General features: G+C 73.1%; 14 protein-coding genes. 6 read left to right on the forward strand and 8 right to left on the reverse strand.

The genetic code is table 11. The features are described 5' to 3' along the window. Nucleotides 1–51: 51 nt before the first annotated feature. The 3 genes from ACIRVF_RS01560 (at nucleotide 52) to ACIRVF_RS01570 (ending at nucleotide 4,634) form a co-directional block, all read left to right on the forward strand. A complete protein-coding gene (locus ACIRVF_RS01560) occupies nucleotides 52–1,386 on the forward strand; it encodes a PhoH family protein (RefSeq protein ID WP_402812152.1) in 1,335 nt (444 codons plus the stop codon). Nucleotides 1,387–1,837: 451 nt separating this feature from the next. Continuing rightward, complete coding sequence (locus tag ACIRVF_RS01565) at nucleotides 1,838–2,578, forward strand: transglycosylase SLT domain-containing protein (protein ID WP_402812155.1); 741 nt, start codon at nucleotides 1,838–1,840, stop codon at nucleotides 2,576–2,578. A gap of 511 nt (nucleotides 2,579–3,089) precedes the next feature. Then, the gene (locus ACIRVF_RS01570) at nucleotides 3,090–4,634 is read left to right on the forward strand and encodes an AI-2E family transporter (RefSeq protein WP_402812158.1); all 1,545 of its coding nucleotides are present in this window, start codon (nucleotides 3,090–3,092) and stop codon (nucleotides 4,632–4,634) included. Between the two features lie 81 nt (nucleotides 4,635–4,715). Here the strand turns inward: ACIRVF_RS01570 and ACIRVF_RS01575 are convergent, their stop codons facing one another. The 4 genes from ACIRVF_RS01575 to ACIRVF_RS01590 all read right to left on the reverse strand — a co-directional run bounded on the left by ACIRVF_RS01575 (nucleotide 4,716) and on the right by ACIRVF_RS01590 (nucleotide 7,926). Further along, the gene (locus ACIRVF_RS01575) at nucleotides 4,716–6,323 is read right to left on the reverse strand and encodes an alpha/beta hydrolase (protein ID WP_402812161.1); all 1,608 of its coding nucleotides are present in this window, start codon (nucleotides 6,321–6,323) and stop codon (nucleotides 4,716–4,718) included. Nucleotides 6,324–6,335: 12 nt separating this feature from the next. Then, entirely contained in the window at nucleotides 6,336–6,689 is a 354-nt protein-coding gene (locus tag ACIRVF_RS01580; RefSeq protein WP_402812164.1) for a hypothetical protein, read from the reverse strand. A 139-nt stretch (nucleotides 6,690–6,828) separates the two neighbouring features. Next, nucleotides 6,829–7,371, reverse strand: a complete 543-nt coding sequence (locus tag ACIRVF_RS01585; protein ID WP_402812166.1) for an alkyl hydroperoxide reductase — start codon at nucleotides 7,369–7,371, stop codon at nucleotides 6,829–6,831. A gap of 3 nt (nucleotides 7,372–7,374) precedes the next feature. Next, nucleotides 7,375–7,926, reverse strand: a complete 552-nt coding sequence (locus tag ACIRVF_RS01590) for a peroxiredoxin (protein WP_402812169.1) — start codon at nucleotides 7,924–7,926, stop codon at nucleotides 7,375–7,377. A gap of 195 nt (nucleotides 7,927–8,121) precedes the next feature. Here ACIRVF_RS01590 and ACIRVF_RS01595 point away from each other — a divergent pair, with 195 nt between their 5' ends. Then, entirely contained in the window at nucleotides 8,122–9,093 is a 972-nt protein-coding gene (locus tag ACIRVF_RS01595; RefSeq protein WP_402812172.1) for a LysR substrate-binding domain-containing protein, read from the forward strand. Between the two features lie 64 nt (nucleotides 9,094–9,157). On the opposite strand, the gene ACIRVF_RS01600 is transcribed toward ACIRVF_RS01595, so the two are convergent. After that, nucleotides 9,158–9,784 (reverse strand): TetR/AcrR family transcriptional regulator, encoded by a 627-nt coding sequence (locus ACIRVF_RS01600; RefSeq protein ID WP_402812174.1) that lies wholly within the window; start codon nucleotides 9,782–9,784, stop codon nucleotides 9,158–9,160. Between the two features lie 142 nt (nucleotides 9,785–9,926). On the opposite strand from ACIRVF_RS01600, the gene ACIRVF_RS01605 reads away from it, so the two are divergent. Next, nucleotides 9,927–12,116 (forward strand): MMPL family transporter, encoded by a 2,190-nt coding sequence (locus ACIRVF_RS01605; RefSeq protein ID WP_402812176.1) that lies wholly within the window; start codon nucleotides 9,927–9,929, stop codon nucleotides 12,114–12,116. Between the two features lie 64 nt (nucleotides 12,117–12,180). On the opposite strand, the gene ACIRVF_RS01610 is transcribed toward ACIRVF_RS01605, so the two are convergent. The 3 genes from ACIRVF_RS01610 to ACIRVF_RS01620 form a co-directional block, all read right to left on the reverse strand. Next, entirely contained in the window at nucleotides 12,181–14,055 is a 1,875-nt protein-coding gene (locus tag ACIRVF_RS01610) for a SpoIIE family protein phosphatase (RefSeq protein WP_402812179.1), read from the reverse strand. 110 nt (nucleotides 14,056–14,165) lie between these two features. Next, entirely contained in the window at nucleotides 14,166–14,930 is a 765-nt protein-coding gene (locus ACIRVF_RS01615; protein ID WP_402812182.1) for a class I SAM-dependent methyltransferase, read from the reverse strand. A 482-nt stretch (nucleotides 14,931–15,412) separates the two neighbouring features. After that, nucleotides 15,413–18,376: an AfsR/SARP family transcriptional regulator gene (locus ACIRVF_RS01620; RefSeq protein ID WP_402812185.1), complete on the reverse strand. Its 2,964-nt coding sequence runs from the start codon at nucleotides 18,374–18,376 to the stop codon at nucleotides 15,413–15,415. 214 nt (nucleotides 18,377–18,590) lie between these two features. On the opposite strand from ACIRVF_RS01620, the gene ACIRVF_RS01625 reads away from it, so the two are divergent. Then, nucleotides 18,591–18,875: a hypothetical protein gene (locus tag ACIRVF_RS01625; RefSeq protein WP_402812187.1), complete on the forward strand. Its 285-nt coding sequence runs from the start codon at nucleotides 18,591–18,593 to the stop codon at nucleotides 18,873–18,875. Nucleotides 18,876–19,087 lie beyond the last annotated feature (212 nt).

Genomic DNA, 19,087 nt, shown 5'->3' on the forward strand with positions numbered 1-19,087 from the left:
CGGGGGCCGGCTTGCCGCGGATGACGCAGGGTCATCCGCTCTGGAGGCCTAGTGGTCAGTTCCAAGAGCCGCCGGACACCAGACCGGCGCACGTACGTTCTCGACACCAGCGTGCTCCTGGCGGACCCGTTCGCCATGACCCGCTTCGAGGAGCACGAGGTCGTCCTTCCGGTGGTGGTCGTCACCGAGCTGGAGGCCAAGCGGCACCACCCGGAGCTGGGCTACTTCGCCCGCCAGGCGCTGCGCCTGCTCGACGACTACCGCATCCGCCACGGCCGGCTCGACGAGCCGATCCCGGTCGGCGAGCTGGGCGGGACCATCCGGGTCGAGCTCAACCACTCGGACGTCTCGATACTGCCGGTCGGCTACCGGGCCGGCGGCGGTGAGGCGGACACCCGGATCCTGGCGGTCGCCCGCAACCTGCAGGCCGAGGGCTACGACGTCACCGTCGTCTCCAAGGACCTCCCGCTGCGGATCAAGGCCAGTTCGGTGGGCCTGCTCGCCGAGGAGTACCGGGCCGAGCTGGCGATCACCTCCGGCTGGACGGGCATGTCCGAACTGCACGTCGCCGCCGACCAGGTGGACGCGCTGTTCGCGGCCGGCCACGACGCCGCGGTGGACGTCGACGGGGCGGACGAGCTGCCGGTGCACACCGGACTGGTGCTCACCTCGGAGCGGGGCCGGGCGCTCGGCCGGGTGACCGGCGACGGGCGGGTGCGGCTGGTGCGCGGCGAGCGCGAGGCGTTCGGACTGCGCGGGCGCAGCGCCGAACAGCGGGTGGCGCTGGACCTGTTGCTCGACCCGGACATCGGCATCGTGTCGATGGGCGGCCGGGCGGGCACCGGGAAGTCGGCGCTGGCGCTGTGCGCGGGGCTGGAGGCGGTGCTGGAGCGGAGGCAGCACCGCAAGGTGATGGTCTTCCGGCCGCTGTACGCCGTCGGCGGCCAGGAACTCGGCTATCTGCCGGGCTCCGAGGCGGAGAAGATGGGCCCCTGGGCGCAGGCGGTCTTCGACACCCTCTCGGCGGTCACCACCCCGGACGTGATCGAGGAGGTCATCTCCCGCGGGATGCTGGAGGTGCTGCCGCTCACCCACATCCGGGGGCGCTCGCTGCACGACGCCTTCGTGATCGTGGACGAGGCCCAGTCCCTGGAGCGCAACGTCCTGCTGACGGTGCTGTCCCGGATCGGCCAGGGCTCGCGGGTGGTGCTCACCCACGACGTGGCGCAGCGGGACAACCTCCGGGTCGGCCGCTACGACGGAGTGGTGGCGGTGGTGGAGAAGTTGAAGGGGCACCCGCTCTTCGCCCACATCACGCTCACCCGCTCGGAGCGTTCGCCGATCGCGGCGCTGGTCACGGAGATGCTGGAGGACATCCACCCGTGAACCGCCTCTGATCGGGGCATAGTCGGACAATCCGGTCAACTCATGGCGCGGGGCCCGTTCCTGACGGAGCGGGCCCCGCCCCTTTCATCACATCGAGTGCTTTCTGTCCGGAGAACTCCCGCGCGGTGAATGTGACATGCGCCACGCAGGAGGGAATTGCGTCGGCGGTGCCCGGTGCGGCATGGTGAGGGTTCTGTCAGGCCCCGCGTACGGCGCGGCAGGGCTTCCGGAGCCCGGAAGTCAGGCCCCGGAAAGTCCACCAACTCCGGTCGGTGGACGCACAATTGAAGACCGTTGAGCCGTACGCCGCCCGATTCCAACGCCCGGTCGACTCACCTCGGCCGGACGCCGGGCCAGCACCTCCCGTGACCAGAGCACCGTGCGGAGGTCCGTGCCAAGGGGCATGTTGCGTCCGCACGGTCACGCGTGGGCGATGCTGGAAGGAATGCATGTGACTCGGATCTCGGTCCGGGGAGTTGCTGTGGCCTCCGCCACCGCCGTCACCGCTGTCGGTGCCGTCGTGGGCATGGCCTCGGGCAGCGAGGGCAAGACGACGCAGACGGTCGACGTCGCCGGCGCGACCCTGCTTGCCGAAGTCCCCTCTGGCGCCCAGGCGCAGACCGTCAGTGACAACATCGGCCAGCAGGCATCCGCCCAGCAGGCCTCCGCCGACGCCGCGGCCAAGGCCGCCGCCGAGCAGAAGGCCGCTGAGGAGGCCGCGCGCCAGAAGGCCGCCGCGGACGCCCAGGCGAAGGCCGACGCCCAGGCCAAGGCCGACGCGGACAAGGCTGCCAAGGCCGCCGCCGACCAGCGCGCCGCCGATGCCGCCGCCGCCAACCGCTCCAAGTCGCGTTCGGCGATGGCCGCGGTGGACGACAGCGCTCCGGCCGTCTCGGTCAGCCCCGGCTCCGTCCAGGACATGGCCCGGCAGATCGTCGGCAACGACGCCCAGTTCCAGTGCTTCAGCCAGATCGTGAAGCGCGAGAGCGGCTGGGACTACACCGCGACCAACAGCAGCTCCGGCGCCTACGGTCTGGTCCAGGCACTGCCCGGCTCCAAGATGGCCTCGGCCGGCGCCGACTGGCGCACCAACCCGGCCACCCAGATCAAGTGGGGCCTCAGCTACATGAACAGCCGCTACGGCAGCCCCTGCGGTGCCTGGTCGTTCTGGCAGGCCCACAGCTGGTACTAGGAGGGCCCGCCGCCCCGCGCGGCGGCGCACTCCGCACGGCCCCCGGCCGCTCGTCCCGTTCGACGAGCGGCCGGGGGCCGTGGTGCTTCCGGGCCGTGGTGCTTCCGGAGGGTCGGCGAGGGCGGGCCGCGCCGCCCGGGCTGCGCTGACCAGTGCGCCCGCGGGCGGTGCGGTCCTGGGTGCGGACGCGGGGCGCGGGAAGGGGTCCTGGTTGCTTCCCGCACCGGCCGGTCCGCCGGCGGTTGGCTTCTTCGACGGTGGAACGGGATGAGTGGGCTGGCTGGGACGACCAGGTCGTCCTGTTCGCTCTCCTCCCCAGCCGTACGTGGGCGAAACCATCTGAAACCTGGCGTTTTGTCTGAATCTGCAGGGGAAGCGATCGCGTCGAACCTCCCCGGCGGGCGGCCCGGCCCGCTCCCCGCCGGGTAGCGTCATCCCTGACGGCCGTGGTGGGACCCACGGCGTTACCGCCGGACCCGGCGGGTCCGGCAGGGAAGCGGTGGTAGCGGGGATGGCGCGGGGCGGAAAGGCCTTCAGGGCCGTGGCCAAGGGCATGGCCGTGGTGGCGAGTGCGGCCGCCGTGATCGAACGGCGCCGACGCGCCGCCATGGCGGCCGATCCGCACGAGCTCCCGGCCGAGGCGCCCGGGCCGGTCCCGGTCCCGCGCGCCGATCCCGCCCCCGCGCCGGCCGCCGTGCCCGCGGCCGGGGCGGTCGCCGCCGTGGCAGCGGCCGAGCCCCAGGAACCGGCACCCGCGCCGGCGGCCCCGACGGCCGCGGCCGTCGCACCGCCCGCCCCTGTCGCGCACACCGGACTCGGCCGGGAGTACCACCCCGGCCGGCCCGCCACCCCCGCCGAGGCGGTGCCGTGGGGCCTGCGGGTGGCCGCCGAGTCGACCTGGCGGCTGCTGCTGCTCGGCGCCGCCCTCTACGTCCTCTTCTACGTCGTCGACATGCTGCGGCTGGTCGCCTTCTCGGTGCTGGCATCGCTGCTGATCAGCGCGCTGCTGGAACCCTCGGTCTCCTGGCTGCGGCGGCACGGGGTGCCGCGATCGCTCGCCGCGGGCGGGGTCTTCCTCAGCGGCCTGGCCGGGATCGGGCTGGTCGGCTGGTTCGTGGTCTGGCAGGTGTCCACCAACCTGCCGGACGTCACGGCCCAGGTCAAGGACGGCGTCAACCAGCTGCGGGACTGGATGGTCACCGGGCCGCTGCACCTGACCCAGCAGCAGATCAAGGACTTCGCCGACCAGATCACCAAGGCCATCACCACCAACACCGATCAGCTGACCTCGGCCTCGATCACCGGCGCGCAGATCGCCGTCGAGGTGCTGACGTCGCTGCTGATGACCTTCTTCACCACCTTCTTCCTCCTCTACGACGGTGAGCGGATCTGGAACTGGGCGCTGCGCGGGCTGCCCCGGCACTCCCGCTTCGCGATGGCCGGCGCCGGCCCGAAGGCCTGGGCGACGCTCACCGCGTACGTGCGCGGCACCGTGTGCGTGGCCTTCATCGACGCGGTCTGCATCGGCATCGGCATCGACCTGCTGGGCGTGCCGCTGGCCCTGCCGCTGGCCGTGATCATCTTCCTGGGCGCCTTCGTCCCGCTGGTCGGCGCCCTGGTCACCGGAACGGTCGCGGTCCTGATCGCCCTGGTCACCCAGGGGCCGTGGACGGCCCTGATGGTGCTGGTCGTGCTGATCGCGGTGATGCAGGTGGAGAGCCACATCCTCCAGCCGCTCATCCTCGGCCGGGCCGTCCGGGTCCACCCGCTCGGCGTGGTCCTCGGCGTCGCGGCCGGCGGCATCATCGGCGGCATCGGCGGCGCGGTGGTCGCCGTCCCGCTGATCGCCGTCACCAACACCGTGGTCGGCCACCTGCGCCGCCGCAACGAGGCCGGCCAGGCGGTCTTCACCGCCCTCGAAGCCGCCCGCGAGGCCGCGGAACGCACCGCGGCCGCCCAGCCGGCGGCCGCCGAACCGGCCGCAGCCCAGCCCGCCGCCGCCCAGCCGACGACCGCCCAGCCGACGACCGCCCAGCCCGCCGCGGCGGCCGACTGACGATCGGCCCGGCGAGCGACGGCCGGGGCGGTCCGGGCGGTCCGGGAGGTCCGGGCGGTCCGGGCGTTGGGCGGATCCGGGTCACGGCCGGCCGGCGCGCGGGGCCTGCCTGCTGATCCGGTCACCGTGGCCGGTGACGATCTCCCCGATGTTGTCGACCGAGGTGCGGTCCTCGCGGGGGCCGTCGTCCCAGTAGGACGAGTGGGCGGAGCCGTCGGGCGACCCGTCCGGCACGGCGAAGCGCCGGCCGCCGAAGTCGGCCCGCGCCGGATCCCTGGTGTACCAGCCGGTCCGGGAGACGTAGTCCCACTGGGCGGCCCCGACGTAGGTGTGATCCGCGCCGACCGAGAGGTCGGAGGCGTGGAACGCGCCGGTGCCGGGGCTGCCGACCAGGATGACGTCGTCGGCCGCCAGCCCACCGGGGCGTTGTGCGGCCAGGCCGACCACGAGCGAGCCGTAGCTGTGTCCCTGCGCGGTGCTGTGGGCCGGGGCGCCACGGTGGGTGGCCCGCTGGCCGGCGAGGAACCGCCGGTACGCGTCGGCCCCCGCCTCGGCGTCGGTGCGCGACAGGACGTCGCCCCCCAGCGGGGCGTCGTAACCCAGCCAGGCGATCGACGCCGTCGACCCGGCCGGGTCGGCGCGCCTGGCCGCGTCGTACACGGCCCTGGCGCGATCGGCGTCCCCTCCGCCGATGCGTTGCAACTCGGTGCCCAGGCCGCCGACGAGGGAGGTGACGTTCCGGGCGGTGTCGGGGTCGCCGAAGGACAGGACGGCCCGCCCCTGGCCCTCCTCGCCGATGCCGAGCAGGAGGACCGGAGGGTCCTGCCCCTCGGACCCCAACCGCTCGCTGATCCTGCGGAAGCCTTCGAGCTTGAGCCTGGTCCGGTCGTCGAGCGGTGCCGGATAGCCCTCGTACCTCGCCAGGAGCCGCGGCAGGAGGATCCGGTTGGCCCGGTCCCGGGCGGCCGCCGGGATTCCGTCGCGGTTGCCCACGAGCTCCGGATGCTCCTCGATCAGCCGCTGCCGCTCCTCGGCGGGGAGGCCGTTCCACCAGGCCGTGACCTCGGTGGGTGGGGCGTCCGCGCTCGGCAGCGCGGCGTCGAGCACGGGTCCCAGGGCCAGCGCCGGGTCGGTCCGGTCCCGGTCGGCGGCGGCCCGGTCGAGAGCGCTGCCGTCGTGGGCGCGGGCGGTGTAGTGCCGGAGCCGGGCGGCGACGGCCCGGTCGACGTCGCCGGCCTCGGTCAGGGCGGTGGCGATGCGGGTGGCGAGTTCGCGGGCGGTGCGTTCGCGGCTCAGGCGGTACTCGGGATCGTGCCGTTCGGCGGTGGAACCCGGCTGCCAGGCGACGGCACCCCGCTCGTCGACCGACATGTCCGCGGTCCGCACGTCCTCCAGGGCCTTGCGCAGCGCCGACTGGGCGAGGACCAGGGCGTCCGCGCCGGTCCTCAGGAGCTTGCCGATCCGCCCGATCCCGCCGCGGGCAGCCGTCAGCTCGTCGGTGGTCGACCGCAGGGCGGGTGTCGCCGCGTCGGCGGCCGGGCCGGTCCAGCCGGCGGCGGCGACGCACCGGTCGACTCCGGTGCGCCAGTTCTCCAGGTGCCGCCCGAAGTCGCCGTGCAGTCTGTCGTACGCGTCGGCGGTGCTGTGCAGGAGGGCGAAGTCGGTGTCGCGCAGCGTCGCGAGGTCCATCCGGTCGGCCCGCTACCCGAAGTGCCGGACGAAGTTCCGCCGCTGCGCCACCGTCGGGGCGAATCCCGCGCCGCTCTGCCGGTCGGCGCCCCGGTAGCGGCGGGCGGCCGCTTCGAGGTTCCGGCCGTGCCCGTCCATCGTGGCGTGGAGGCCGTTCAGGAGCAGGTGCCAGGCGCCGGTGCAGTCGTCGAGCGCGGTGCCGCAGTCGAGCCCCCGCAGCCCGGCGACGGCCTGCTGGGAGGCGTCGAGCAGTGCCCCGGTCTGGCCCGGGATGGGGGCCGCGGCCTCGCCGGCCTTCCCGGCGGCCTGCCGCAGCAGGTCGGTGTCGATCTGGAAGCCCCCGCCGTTCGCCGGACGGTCGGACACCCCGGTTCCCTCCTCGGGCCGACGGTCGTGCACGGATCGCCTGGCACTGTAGCGGAGCCGGGCAGGCCGGAGGGTGGGGGAAACGCCGACGGGCCCCCTCCGGCAAGCGGAGGGGGCCCGTCAGGGGTTACGGGGTGCGTCAGGCGTTGACGGCGGCGAGGGCGGCCTCGGAGTCGAGGACGCCGGCCACGGCCTGCAGCACGGCGGCGATCTTCATCGAGGCCTGGATGACCTCGCGCTCGACGCCGGCCTTGCGCAGGACGGACTCGTGCGAGTCGAGGCACTGGCCACAGCCGTTGATGGCGGAGACCGCGAAGCACCAGAGCTCGAAGTCGACCTTCTCGACGCCCGGGGTGCCGATGATGTTCATCCGCAGACCGGCCCGCATCGTGCTGTACTCCTTGTCGGAGAGCAGGTGCAGCGTCCGGTAGTAGACGTTGTTCATCCCCATGATCGCGGCCGCGCCCTTGGCGGCGGTGTACGCCTCCGGGGAGAGGTTGGCCTTGGCCTCGGGCTCCAGCTCGCGCAGCAGGCCGGGGCTGCGGGTGGCCATCGCGCAGGACAGCACGGTGCCCCAGAGCTGCTGGGCGGGGAGGTCGGAGTTGCCGATGACCGAGCCCAGGTTGAGCTTGAGGTCCTTGGCGTAGTCCGGCAGGGCGGCCTTCAGGTCGTCGAGAGCCATGGGTCAGCCCGCCAGCAGGGCCTGGGCGTCGAGGGTGTCCTCGCCCTTGTTCCAGTTGCACGGGCACAGCTCGTCGGTCTGCAGGGCGTCCAGCACCCGCAGGACCTCCTTGGGGTTACGGCCGACGGAGCCGGCGGTCACCATGACGAACTGGATCTCGTTGTTCGGGTCCACGATGAACACGGCGCGCTGGGCGGTGCCGTCCTCGCCCTCGACGCCGCAGGCGCGCATCAGCTCGTGCTTGACGTCGGCCAGCATCGGGAAGGGCAGGTCGCGCAGGTCCTTGTGGTCCTTGCGCCAGGCGTGGTGCACGAACTCGGAGTCGCCGGAGACACCGAGGATCTGGGCGTCACGGTCGGCGAACTCGTCGTTCAGCTTGCCGAACGCGGCGATCTCGGTCGGGCAGACGAAGGTGAAGTCCATCGGCCAAAAGAAGACGATCTTCCACTTGCCCTCGTAGGTCTTGTGGTCGATGTCGGCGAAGGCGCTCGCGGCGTCCAGGTCGACACAGGCCTTGAGGTCGAACTCGGGGAACTTGTCACCGATCGTGAGCACGTTCGCTTCTCCAGAAAAATTGAGACTGCGGGGAGGTTTGTCCGGATTCCGGACGCGCTCAACAATTCCACATCGTGGACTGATCAGGGAAATAGCTAGAATTGATGTGTCTGATCGGAGATTGCTATCAGTACCGAACCGCCCACGTCCCGGCCCGGCCCCCGCAGGGGCGCCGCCGCCAAACCCGAGCCGGCTGTGGGAAGCGCCACAGTCCGCATTCCGCGCACCCCGACGGTCGCCCAGCTCAGGGCCTTCGTCGCGGTGGCCGAGCACCGGCACTTCCGGGAGGCCGCCGCCGCGACCGGGACCAGCCAGCCCGCATTGTCCGGCGCGGTCGCGGCGCTGGAGGAGTCGCTGGGTGCGCAGCTGGTCGAGCGTACGACGCGCAGGGTGATCGTCACTCCCCTGGGGGAGCGTGTGCACGAGCACGCACGCCGGGTGCTCGCCTCGCTGCAGGCCCTCACCGAGGAGGTGGAGGCCGCCCGGCGCCCGTTCACCGGGCCGCTGCACCTCGGGGTGATCCCGACCGTCGCGCCGTACCTGTTGCCCACCGTGCTGCGACTGGTCCGCGACCGCTTCCCCGAGCTGGAGCTGCACGTCCACGAGGAGCGCACGCCCTCGCTGCTGGAGGGCCTGGCCGCCGGGCGCCTCGATGTCCTGCTGCTGGCGCTCCCGGCCGGCGGGGCCTCGCCGACCCGGGACATCCCGCTGTTCGACGAGGACTTCGTCCTGGTCACCCCGCCCGGGCACCCGCTCGCCGGGCGGATCGACGTCCCGCGCGACGTGCTGCTCGACCTGGACGTGCTGCTGCTGGAGGAGGGCCACTGCCTGCGCGACCAGGCCCTCGACATCTGCCGCGAGGTCGGCGCCGACGCGGCCGGCTCCACCACCCGGGCGGCCGGCCTGTCGACCCTGGTCCAACTCGTCGCAGGGGGCCTCGGGGTGACGTTGCTGCCCGCCACCGCGCTGGACGTGGAGGCCGGACGCACCGACCGGCTGGCGGCGGTCCGCTTCGCCGCCCCGGCGCCCGGCCGCCGGATCGGGCTGGCCACCCGCCCGGGCTCGGCCCGCAGTGCCGAGTACGAGCGGTTCGCGGCGGCGTTGCGCGAGGTGCTGGTCGAGCTGCCGGTGCGGATCGTCGGCGGGGAGGGTGAGGGCGAGGGCTAGGGGGCGGGGGCCGGGGAGGGCGAGAGCCGGGGGCGGGGAGGCCAGGGGCCCGGGAGGTGGCGGGTCAGGGCCGGTCCGCCGCCTTGCCGAGGCAGAGCCCGACGGTGGTCGCCACCAGCACGTCCAGTGCCTCCAGCGTCTCCGGGTCCGGCCGTTCGCCCGGGTGGCGCAGGATCAGGTGGCGGGCGGTCAGGCCGTCGAAGCCGCTCAGGAAGTGAACGGCGATCCGGCCGGCGGGGGAGGCCAGGGTCAGGCCGTGGGCGGTCGCGAGGGCGCTGATCATCTCGGTGGCGGTGCCCTCGATCGCGCGCTGCAGCCCGAGCATGATCTCCCGTACGTCCGGGTCGCGCATCGCCAGCGTCTCGAACTCGCTGAGCAGCACGCAGCGCCCGTCCTCGCCGGTGGCGGCGTCCCAGAGCGCGTGCACCAGGGTGCGGACCTGTTCGCCGAACGGTCCGTCACCCGGGGAGGCGGCGCGCACCTGGCCGATGAACTGGGCGGCGACCTCCTCGACCACGGCCCGGTAGAGGTCCTTCTTGGTGCCGAAGGTGTAGTGCACCGTCGCCTGTGCCACGCCGAGCTCGGCCGCGATCGCGCGGGTGCTGGCGGCGGCGACCCCTTCCCGGGTCATCAGGTCGATCGCGGCCCGGACCAGCTGCGGTCGGCGTTCGGAGGCGGGGACATGAGCCATCCAGCCAGGGTAGCGCCATGGTCGGACAACTGCGTCGAGCGATTTTGTCGACCAACTTTGTCACTCGACAAAGTTGCGTCTACCGTAGGACGGGTTCGCTCAGGCACCCGCCTGTCCGCCGACGCACGCGAGGGGTCAGACCTTGGCCACGTACCTGTACCGACTGGGCCGCCACTGCTTCCGGAGAAGGCGCGCCGTACTGGCCGTCTGGATCGCGCTGCTGATCGCGATCGGCGGGGCCGCCGGCGCGTTCGCGGGCAAGACCAGCGAGGAGTTCAAGGTCCCGGGCACCGAGGCGCAGGCCACCCTGGACCGGATCAAGGGCACCTTCCCGGAACAGGGCCACGGCTCCGCGCAGGTGGTCTTCGCCGCCCCGGCTTCCGGCGGCATCGCCTCGCCCGGGGCGACCGAGGCGGTCGGCGAGGCCGTCGGCCGGATCTCCCACGTCCCCGGCGTGGCCGCGGTGCCCGACCCGTACGCCACCGGGGCGGTCTCCCAGGACGGCAAGGTCGCGATCGCGCTGGTCTCCTTCGACCGCAAGCTCGCCGACGTCACCGACCAGCAGCGCGAGGCCGTCAGGGCCGCCGCCGAACCGGCCCGGGCGGCCGGGCTGGAGGTGGCCTTCGGCGGTGACGCGTACAACCGGTTCGCGCAGATCGAGGGCGGCTCCGAGTCGATCGGCCTGGTGGTGGCGGCGGTGGTGCTGGTGATCACCCTCGGCACCCTGGTGGCCGCCGGGCTGCCGCTGCTGACCGCGCTGGTCGGCGTCGCCGTGGCGATGGCCGGACTGCTGGCGCTGACCGGCTCGTTCGAGATCATCACCACCGCGCCGGTGCTGGCGCTGATGGTCGGCCTCGCGGTCGGCATCGACTACGCGCTGTTCATCCTGTTCCGCTACCGCCGCCACCTGGACGAGGGCCTGGAGCCGGAGGAGTCCGCCGCCCGGGCCACCGCGACCGCCGGAAGCGCCGTGGTCTTCGCCGGGCTGACCGTGGTGGTGGCGCTCGCCGGACTGGCCGTCGCCGGCGTCCCCTTCCTCACCGTGATGGGCCTGGCCGCCTCCGGCGCCGTCGTGGTGGCCGTCCTGGTCGCCGTCACGCTGTTGCCCGCGGTGCTCGGCTTCACCGGACGGGCGATCGACCGGCTGCCGGTCCGGAAGCGGGCGGCGGCCACCCACGGCAAGGTCACCATGGGCGAGCGCTGGGCCCGCTTCGTGGTCCGCCGCCCGCTGCCCGTCCTGCTGGTCGGACTGGCCGGGCTCGGCGCCCTGGCGGTGCCCGCCGCGAGCCTGGACCTCGGCCTGCCGGGCGGCGGCTCACAGGCCGTCGGCACGGACGGCCGCACGGCGTACGACCTGGTCAGCGACAGTTTCGGCCCGGGCTTCAACGCGCCGCTGGTGGTCGTCGTGGACGCCCACGGCACCCCGCACCCGGAGCAGGCGGTGCAGGGCGTGGCGGGCAGGCTGCAGGGGCTGAAGGGCGTCCGGACCCTGCTGCCGCCCAAGGTCGACCGGGCCAGCGGCACCGCCCTGGTGCCGGTCATCCCGGAGACCGGCCCGGACGACGAGGACACCAAGGTGCTGGTCAACGAGATCCGCGACCAGCGCGCCGGGATCGAGTCCGCGACCGGCGCGACCGTCGCCGTCACCGGCACCACCGCCGCCAACATCGACGTCTCCACCAAGCTCGGCCAGGCCCTGCCGCCGTTCGTCGCGGTGATCGTCGGCATCGCGCTGGTGCTGCTCGCGCTGGCCTTCCGCTCGGTGCTGGTGCCGCTCAAGGCGGTGCTGGGCTTCCTGCTCAGCATCCTGGCCTCGCTCGGCGCGGTGGTCGCGGTCTACCAGTGGGGCTGGCTGGACGGCCTGATCGACGTGCCCAAGGTCGGCCCGGTGGTCAGCTTCGTGCCGATCCTGCTGATCGGCGTGCTGTTCGGACTGGCGATGGACTACGAGCTCTTCCTGGTCTCCGGGATGAAGGAGCAGTACGTCCACGGCACGGCCCCGCACGAGGCGGTCGTCGGCGGGGTGAAGGGTGGCGCCCGGGTGGTCACGGCGGCCGCGCTGATCATGATCTCGGTGTTCGGCGCCTTCGTGCTCGGCCACGACCCGATCGTCCAGCCGATCGGCTTCGCCCTCGCGGTGGGCGTGCTGGTGGACGCCTTCGTGGTCCGGATGGCCCTGGTGCCGGCCGCGATGGCGCTGTTCGGCAAGGCGGCCTGGTGGTTCCCGAAGGCGCTGGAGAAGGTCGTCCCGAAGGTGGACATGGAGGGCGAGCAGCTAATCACCCGGCCGGCGCAGGAGCGGCCGGAGACGAGGCAGCCCGCCGGGGTCTGAGAACCGGTCACGCGCGCGCCCGGTGGGAGCACCTCCCGCCGGGCGCGCGCCCGCCCCACCGGTGTCACTTCACGGGCAGCACCGCGGCCTGCGGCAGTCGCTGCTCGAACCAGACCACCTTGCCGGTGCCCAGCCGGGTCGCGCCCCAGCGGTCCGCGCACCGGGCCACTATCTGCAGGCCGCGGCCGCGCTCGTCCTCCGGACCGGTACGGCGGGGGCGCGGCAGCAGCGGGCTGTCGTCGCCGACCTCGCAGCGCAGCCGGGTGGTGCGCACCAGGCTGAGGGTGACCGGCCGGGTCGCGTGCTGGACGGCGTTGGTCACCAGCTCGCTGACCATCAGCTCGGTCGCCTCGCTCAGCTCGTCCAGCCCCCAGCGGCGCAGCGTGTGCGCGGCCAGCCGGCGGGCCCGGCCCGGCGTCTCGTTGCGCGGCTGCAGGTACCAGTGGGCGACGTCACCGGCCGGGATGCCGTCGAAGCAGGCGCCCAGCAGCGCGATGTCGTCGCCGCGGTCGCCGGGCGGCAGGATCCGCAGCGCCTCCTGGCACAGCTGCTCGGGGGACTGCCAGCGGGCCGCCGCGATCCGCGCGCGGAGCACCTCCAGGCCGTCGCTGAGCGGGCGGGTACGGGTCTCCACCAGGCCGTCGGTGAACAGCAGCAGGGCCGAGCCGGGCGGGGCGGGCAGTTCGACGGAGTTGAAGTCCACCCCGCCCACCCCGATCGGCGCCCCGGAGTCCAGCTCCACCAACTCGGCCGTGCCGTCCGGGCGGACCAGCACCGGCGGGACGTGCCCGGCGTTGGCCAGCACCACCCGGTTGGCGATCGGGTCGTACACCGCGTACACGCAGGTGGCCAGGTGCTGTTCGCGGCCGAGCCGCTGGGCCTGCTCGTCCAGGTGGTAGAGCACCTCGTGCGGCGGCAGGTCGAGCGCGGCCAAGGTCTGTGCGCTGGTGCGCAGTTGGCCCATGATGGCGGCCGAGGTGAGCGAGTGGCCCATCACGTCGCCGACGATCAGGGCGACCCGGTTGCCGGGCAGCGGCACCGCGTCGTACCAGTCGCCGCCGACCTGCGCGCCGCGCTCGCCGGGCAGGTAGCGCTGGGCGAGCCGGACGCCGTGCGACTGGGGCAGGCGCAACGGCAGCATGCTGCGCTGGAGTTCGTTGGCTATCTCCCACTCGCGGGCGTAGCGCAGCGCGGTGTCCACCGCCAGCCCGGCCTGGGTCGCCAGGTGCGCGGCGGTCGCGGTGTCGGCCGCGTCGAAGGCCGGGCGGCCGGTGCGTTCAGGGGGCCGGCGGATCAGCACCAGCAGACCCAGGACGGCCTTGCGCCCGCGCAGCGGCAGCGCGACGACCGAGGTGCCGGGGGCCAGCCGGGCCAGCCCCCGGGTGCCGTACAGCTCGCGCAGCAGTGCCTCGGTGCGCTCGGCGGCGGGCGTGCCGAGGACGGCCGACTCGGCGGGGCGCCGGCTCAGCAGGATGTGGGCCAGCGCGCCGCCGCGGGTGACCGGGGTTGCCGGGCCGGTGTCGGGGGTCGACCGGGAGCCGTACCGGGAGCGGTGCCGCTCGTCCGCGCCGCTCTTGCGGCCGCGGCGGCCGATCCGGGTGCCGGTGCTGTGGTGGATCCGCAGCTCCTCCGGGAAGCCGGGTTCGCGCTCGACGTTGGGCAGCGGGTCGCGCAGGTGGACGACGGCGGCGTCGGCGAGGGTCGGGACCAGCACCCGGCCGATGTTGCGCAGGGTCGCGGCCAGGTCGAGGGCGCTGTTGATCCGCCGGGTCGCCGCGTCGAGGTAGGCGAGGCGGTCCGCCACCCCGTCCGCCGCGCCCGCGGGGTCCGGCCGTGCCGTCGACGGCTTCGCCGGGGCCGCTGCCCGGGCCGGGAGCTGGCGGCGCTGGCCCGGGACGGCGGACGGCGGCTCCGCCTCGGTCTTGAGCTGGTCGCGCACGGCTGCCTGTCCTGGATTCGGTGTGGTGTGGAGCTGTGGTCGGGGGTTGCTGCGCCCGGTGGACCGGTCCGGTCCGCCGGGCCGGTCCTCCGGTCCGGACCGCTGGTCGATCAGCCGACGCGTCGACAGCACAGGAACAGCTGTTCCTCCGGCGGCAGCGTGGTACTGGCCGGCGCGTACGGATGCCCCGAGAACTCCTCGACGGCGAAACCGGCGTCAACCAGAACCCGCTCCAGATCCTCCCTCAGATACCCGCTGATCCGCAGCTCTCTGCCAAGGAACGGAAGCGGAACGTGATCCAGGTCGGCCTCGACCATGCCGAGGGCCAGCAGTCCGCCGGGCCGCAGGAGTGCGCGCAGGCGGCCGAGCACGGTCGGGATCTCGTCCAGCGGCAGCAGGATCAGGGAGAAGAACGCGGTGACGGCGGCGAAGGAGCCGTGGCCCGCCGGCCCCAGTCCGGGCGCGCCCCAGACCCGGTCGGCGCGCTCGGTGGCCAGATCGTACAGGTCGATCCGGTGGAAGTCGGCCGGAAACGGGCCGGTGGTCCGGGCCCGACGGGCCAGTGCGAGCATCACGTCCGAGAGGTCCACGGCCGTCACCCGCAGTCCGCCAGCCGTCAGCTGGCGCAGGGTCGGCTCGCCGGTGCCGCAGCCGACGTCCAGCACCCGGGCCCCGGGTTCGAGCGCGGCGAGCAGCCGCCGCCCGCACTCCAGCTGCCCGTCCTTGGAGGGGAACGCCTCGCCGTACCCGGCTCCGATGGTGTCGAAGGCGACCGCCTGCAGGGCCCGTGCCGCCCGGCGTCGTCGCACGTCGGGCCCGTCGTCGCCGGCGTCCTCGCCGACGGGGAACGGGTCGGATATCTGTCCGGTCGTCACGTTGAGAGGCACCCTTCCACCCGTGGCCTCCGGTGGGCTCATCCGCAGCCTCCTGGGCCGCTGCCGGTGGCGGTACGTCACGCTCCCCGCATCGCACAGACGGCCTGCACCCCGACACGTTGTCGGCAGACACTCGTGTGCGTACTGGCATCTGAGAATATGCGTGATCACTGCGTCGTGGGGTCCCTTTCCGGCCAACTCGTCATGCTTGGGCCGAAGTGGGTCGGGTCCGCGGAAGCACTCCGGTGCGGGCGGGGTGGTGCGAGCGGCGCCGCACGCCGTGCGGCACGCCGGGGTCACGGGGCTGACCTGCGGCTTTTCCGGTCCTAAAGCTGACAATCGGACGTTTATCGAACGTCAATCGGCGGAGTGCAGAGTTGTGTCCAGCGCCGGGGAAGCGTTGAGGGCGCTCCCGCAGCCGGGGGGCTGCGGGGGCGCCGACGCGCGGATCGGGGGAGGTGCTCCGCGGGGGAGCGGAGGCCTCACGGCGCGGGGGGAGAAGAGAAGGGCTCGGTGTGCTGTCGGGAGATGAGGTCCGCCACGGGGGAGGCCTCCGGCACACCGAGCCGCGTGAAGATGGCGTGCGCCTCCTGGAGGCACGCCAGCCCACGGGCCGGCTGGGCCAGGGCGAGCAGCGCCTCGCCGAGCGCGGCGTTGGCCAGCCCCTGGCAGTAGGCGGAGTCCAGCTCCTGGGCGATCGCCAGCGACTCACCGGCCGCCTCGGCCGCCTCGGTGGGCTGCTCGGCGACGAGCAGGGCGGAGGCCAGGCGGGCCAGGGTGTAGCCCTCCCAGAGTGAGTTGCGCTGGGACTGGTACAGCTGGTGGGCCTCCCGCAGGTGCGGGACGGCCTCGGCGGTGGAGAGCACCACGCCGAGCTGGTAGAGGGTCTGGGCGAGCAGCGGACCGTTGTTGGACGCCCGAGCGGCGGCGACACCCTCGGTGGCGGACCGGATCGCCGTCTCGGTCATGCCGAGGCGGTGCTGCACCCGGGCCATGTTGCCGACGATCCGTGCCTCGGCCTTGGGCGCGCCGGCCGCCTGGCTGGTGGCCCGCGCCTGTTCGAGGAACGACAGCGCCTCGGCGGGGCGGTTGCCGAGGCTCAGGATCACACCCAGCGTGTTGGCAGTGGCCAGGAGTACGACGGACGGTTCGTCCGGCGTCTGGTGATCGAGGCTCCGGCGCAACGAGCGCTCAGCGCCCTGGAAGTCGCTGATGACGTTCTGCAGGCTGCCGAGGGCGAAGTAGACCCGGGCGAGTTCGGCCGGGTCGCGACGGATCTCGGCGTCGCGGCCGATCGCCTCCAGGACCGGGAGCGCGCGTGGCCCTCGGGTCGGGTCGGGGTCGATGCTGAACAGGTAGTTCAGCAGATCGACAGCCGCTCGCTGCAAGGTGCCCGGGCCGCTCGCAGCGGCTTCCACCGCGCTGAGCAGCAGCGCGCCCTCGGCACGGAGCCAGTCCTGGGCGGCCTGGCTCGTCGGCAGATGGAGTCCTGGCGTGGTGAGCGCGGTGAGCGGTTCCGGCTCGGTGTCGTCCGGTTCGATGGCCCGGGCTGCGTTGCGTACGGTCGGGACCAGCAGGTCGAACAGGCGCTGGACCGCCTGTACCCGCTCGTCGGCGTCGCCGATCCGCTCGTTCTGCCGCTGGGCGTAGAGCCGGAGCAGGTCGTGGTAGCGGTAGCGGCCGGGTGTGAAGCACTCCAGCATGTTCGCCTCGACCAGCGCCTCGGCGAGGTCCTCGGCGGTGTACTCGTCCACGCCGAGCAACGCCGCGGCGGCGGAGAGCGGGATGTCGGGGGAATCGATCAGGGCGAGCAGCCGAAAGGCGCGGGCCTCGTCCGTGGACAGCTGTCCGTAACCGAGCCCGATGGTGGTCTCCACGGCGAGGTTGCCGAGCTGGAGTTCGTCCAGCCGCCGGCGCTGGTCCGCTAACCGGCGGGCCAGGTCGGAGACGCTCCAGCGGGGGCGGCTGGCCAGTCGGGCGGCGGCGATGCGGACGGCCAGTGGCAGGAAGCCACAGGCGGTGACGACCTTCAGGGCCGCTTCCGGCTCGTTCGCGACCCGCTGCTCGCCGACGATGGCCGAGAACAGCGCCAGGGCCTCGTCCGCGGTCAGCTCCTCGACGTCGAACAGCTGGGCGCCCGGTATACCGGCCAGCCGGGAACGGCTGGTGGCGAGTACGGCACAGCCCGAGACGCCGGGGATGAGTGGTCGGATCTGTTCGGCGTCGCGCGCGTTGTCGAGCAGGATCAGCATCCGCCGGCTGGCGAGCAGCGAGCGGTAGAGGGCGGCGCGCTGTTCGAGCGAGTCGGGGCCGTCGGTGACGCCGAGCGCGTGCAGGAAGTCTCCCAGGACGACCACCGGGTCGGCGGGCGATGCGCCGGCTCCGCGCAGGTCGACGTACAGCTGTCCGTCCGGGAACTCGGCGCGGACGCGGTGGGCCACGTGCACGGCGAGGGTGGTCTTGCCGACGCCACCGATGCCCGCCAGGGAAGTCACCACCACGGCCTGGCCGGTGGCGTTCATCAGGACTGTGGACAGGTCGCCGACGAGCTCCGATCGTCCGCTGAAGTCGGATACGTCAGCGGGGAGTTGGGCTGGTGCCGGGGGTGTGGCCGGGCTGTCCTCGTGCGCTGCCGAGGCGGGGATGACCGGAACGGCGAGTGCTGGATCGGCCGCGAGGATGCGGTTGTGCATCGAGGACAGGCCGACGCCCGGTTCGACTCCGAGCTCCTCGATGAGCAGCTTGCGGGTGTCGGTGTAGACACCGAGCGCCTCGGCCTGGCGCCCGCAGCGGTACAGGGCCAGCATCAGCAGTTCCCGCAGGCGTTCGCGCAGCGGGTGCTCGGTGGTCAGGTTGTTCAGTTCGCCGACGATCTCGGCGTGCATGCCGATGTCCAGCGCGGCGGCGCACAGCTCCTCGGCCGCAGCCACCTGGCGTTCGGCTAGCCGCAGTCGCTGGGTGTCGGCGTAAGGGCCGGGGATGCCGGTGAGCGGGCGGCCACTGAACAGGTCCAGCGCTTGGACGAGCAGCCGGTGTGCACCGTGCTTGTCGCCCGAGGCGCGGGCGGCCGCGGCCTCGCTGGAAAGCCGTTCGAACACCGCCAGGTCGAGGGCCTCGCCGGGGACGCGCAGTGCGTATCCATCGGCGACCGAGACCAGTAGTTCGGCGGGCCGACGTACCTCCCGCTGGGGTTCGATGACCGAACGCAGACGGGAGACGTATGTCCGGAGTGCGGCCACCGCCTGGGCCGGAGGGCGATCGCCCCAGAGCGCGTCGACGAGGTCCTGCGTGGTGACGGGGCGCCCGGAGTGCAGCAGGAGAGTGGTCAGGACTGCCTGCTGCTGGGGTGATCCGAGAGAAAGGGGCTTGTCGTCGAGCCAGGCCTGGACCGGACCGAGGACTTGGAAGCGCAGCGCAGGGGCCTGCGGCGTCTCCCGAAACTCCATGAAGTCCCCCGATGGCCTGTGTGTCGATATCCGTGAAAGGGCGCTCGGCGGTCCGCCGCAGCGGTTCAGCTTAGGCGGACGCCAGACTCTGCCGGCCGCGGCCGCAAGCCGCACGATGTTTATCGGACATTTAATCAACCCTACGATACTGTCCCCGCGCCCGCGCCACGGAGGTCGGGCCGAACACATTTGATGACCGAAAGGCGGCCGCCCAATGGCCAATGACCAGAGCGAGACCCCGGTGCCGTCGATGCCCGAGAACTCGGCGCAGACTCCGGCTCCGGCCGCCGCTGTGGAAGCCGGCCAGGCTGTCGAGGGCGCGGTCAACGCGGCCTCGAACCCTACCGAGTACACCGAGCCGAGTGCCGACCGGAAGAACGCGCTCGAAAGCGAGCTCTTCGGCGACGAGGCCGATCACGTGGTGGAGCCCGCGCAGCCGGCCACCGGTGAGCCGGGCAAGACGTTCGAGCCCGAGAACGTCGTCGCCGGACACCCGTAAGGGGTCGGGTCGTTCCTCGTCGGCCTCGCGCGGCCGCGGAGCGGCCATTGCGGCCCTGAAGTGCGCAACCTGACGGGGCGTAACATCGAACTCGTGTTCGCCTGAGGGGGCGAGCCAGATGAATAGTAGGAGGGGTTCCATGAGCAAGCTTCGTCGGATTGCCGTGGTTGCCGTGTCGACCGCCGTAGTGACCATCGGCTATGCGGTGACCG

It is taken from the genome of Kitasatospora sp. NPDC101157 (genome assembly GCF_044768255.1).
Classification (GTDB): domain Bacteria; phylum Actinomycetota; class Actinomycetes; order Streptomycetales; family Streptomycetaceae; genus Kitasatospora.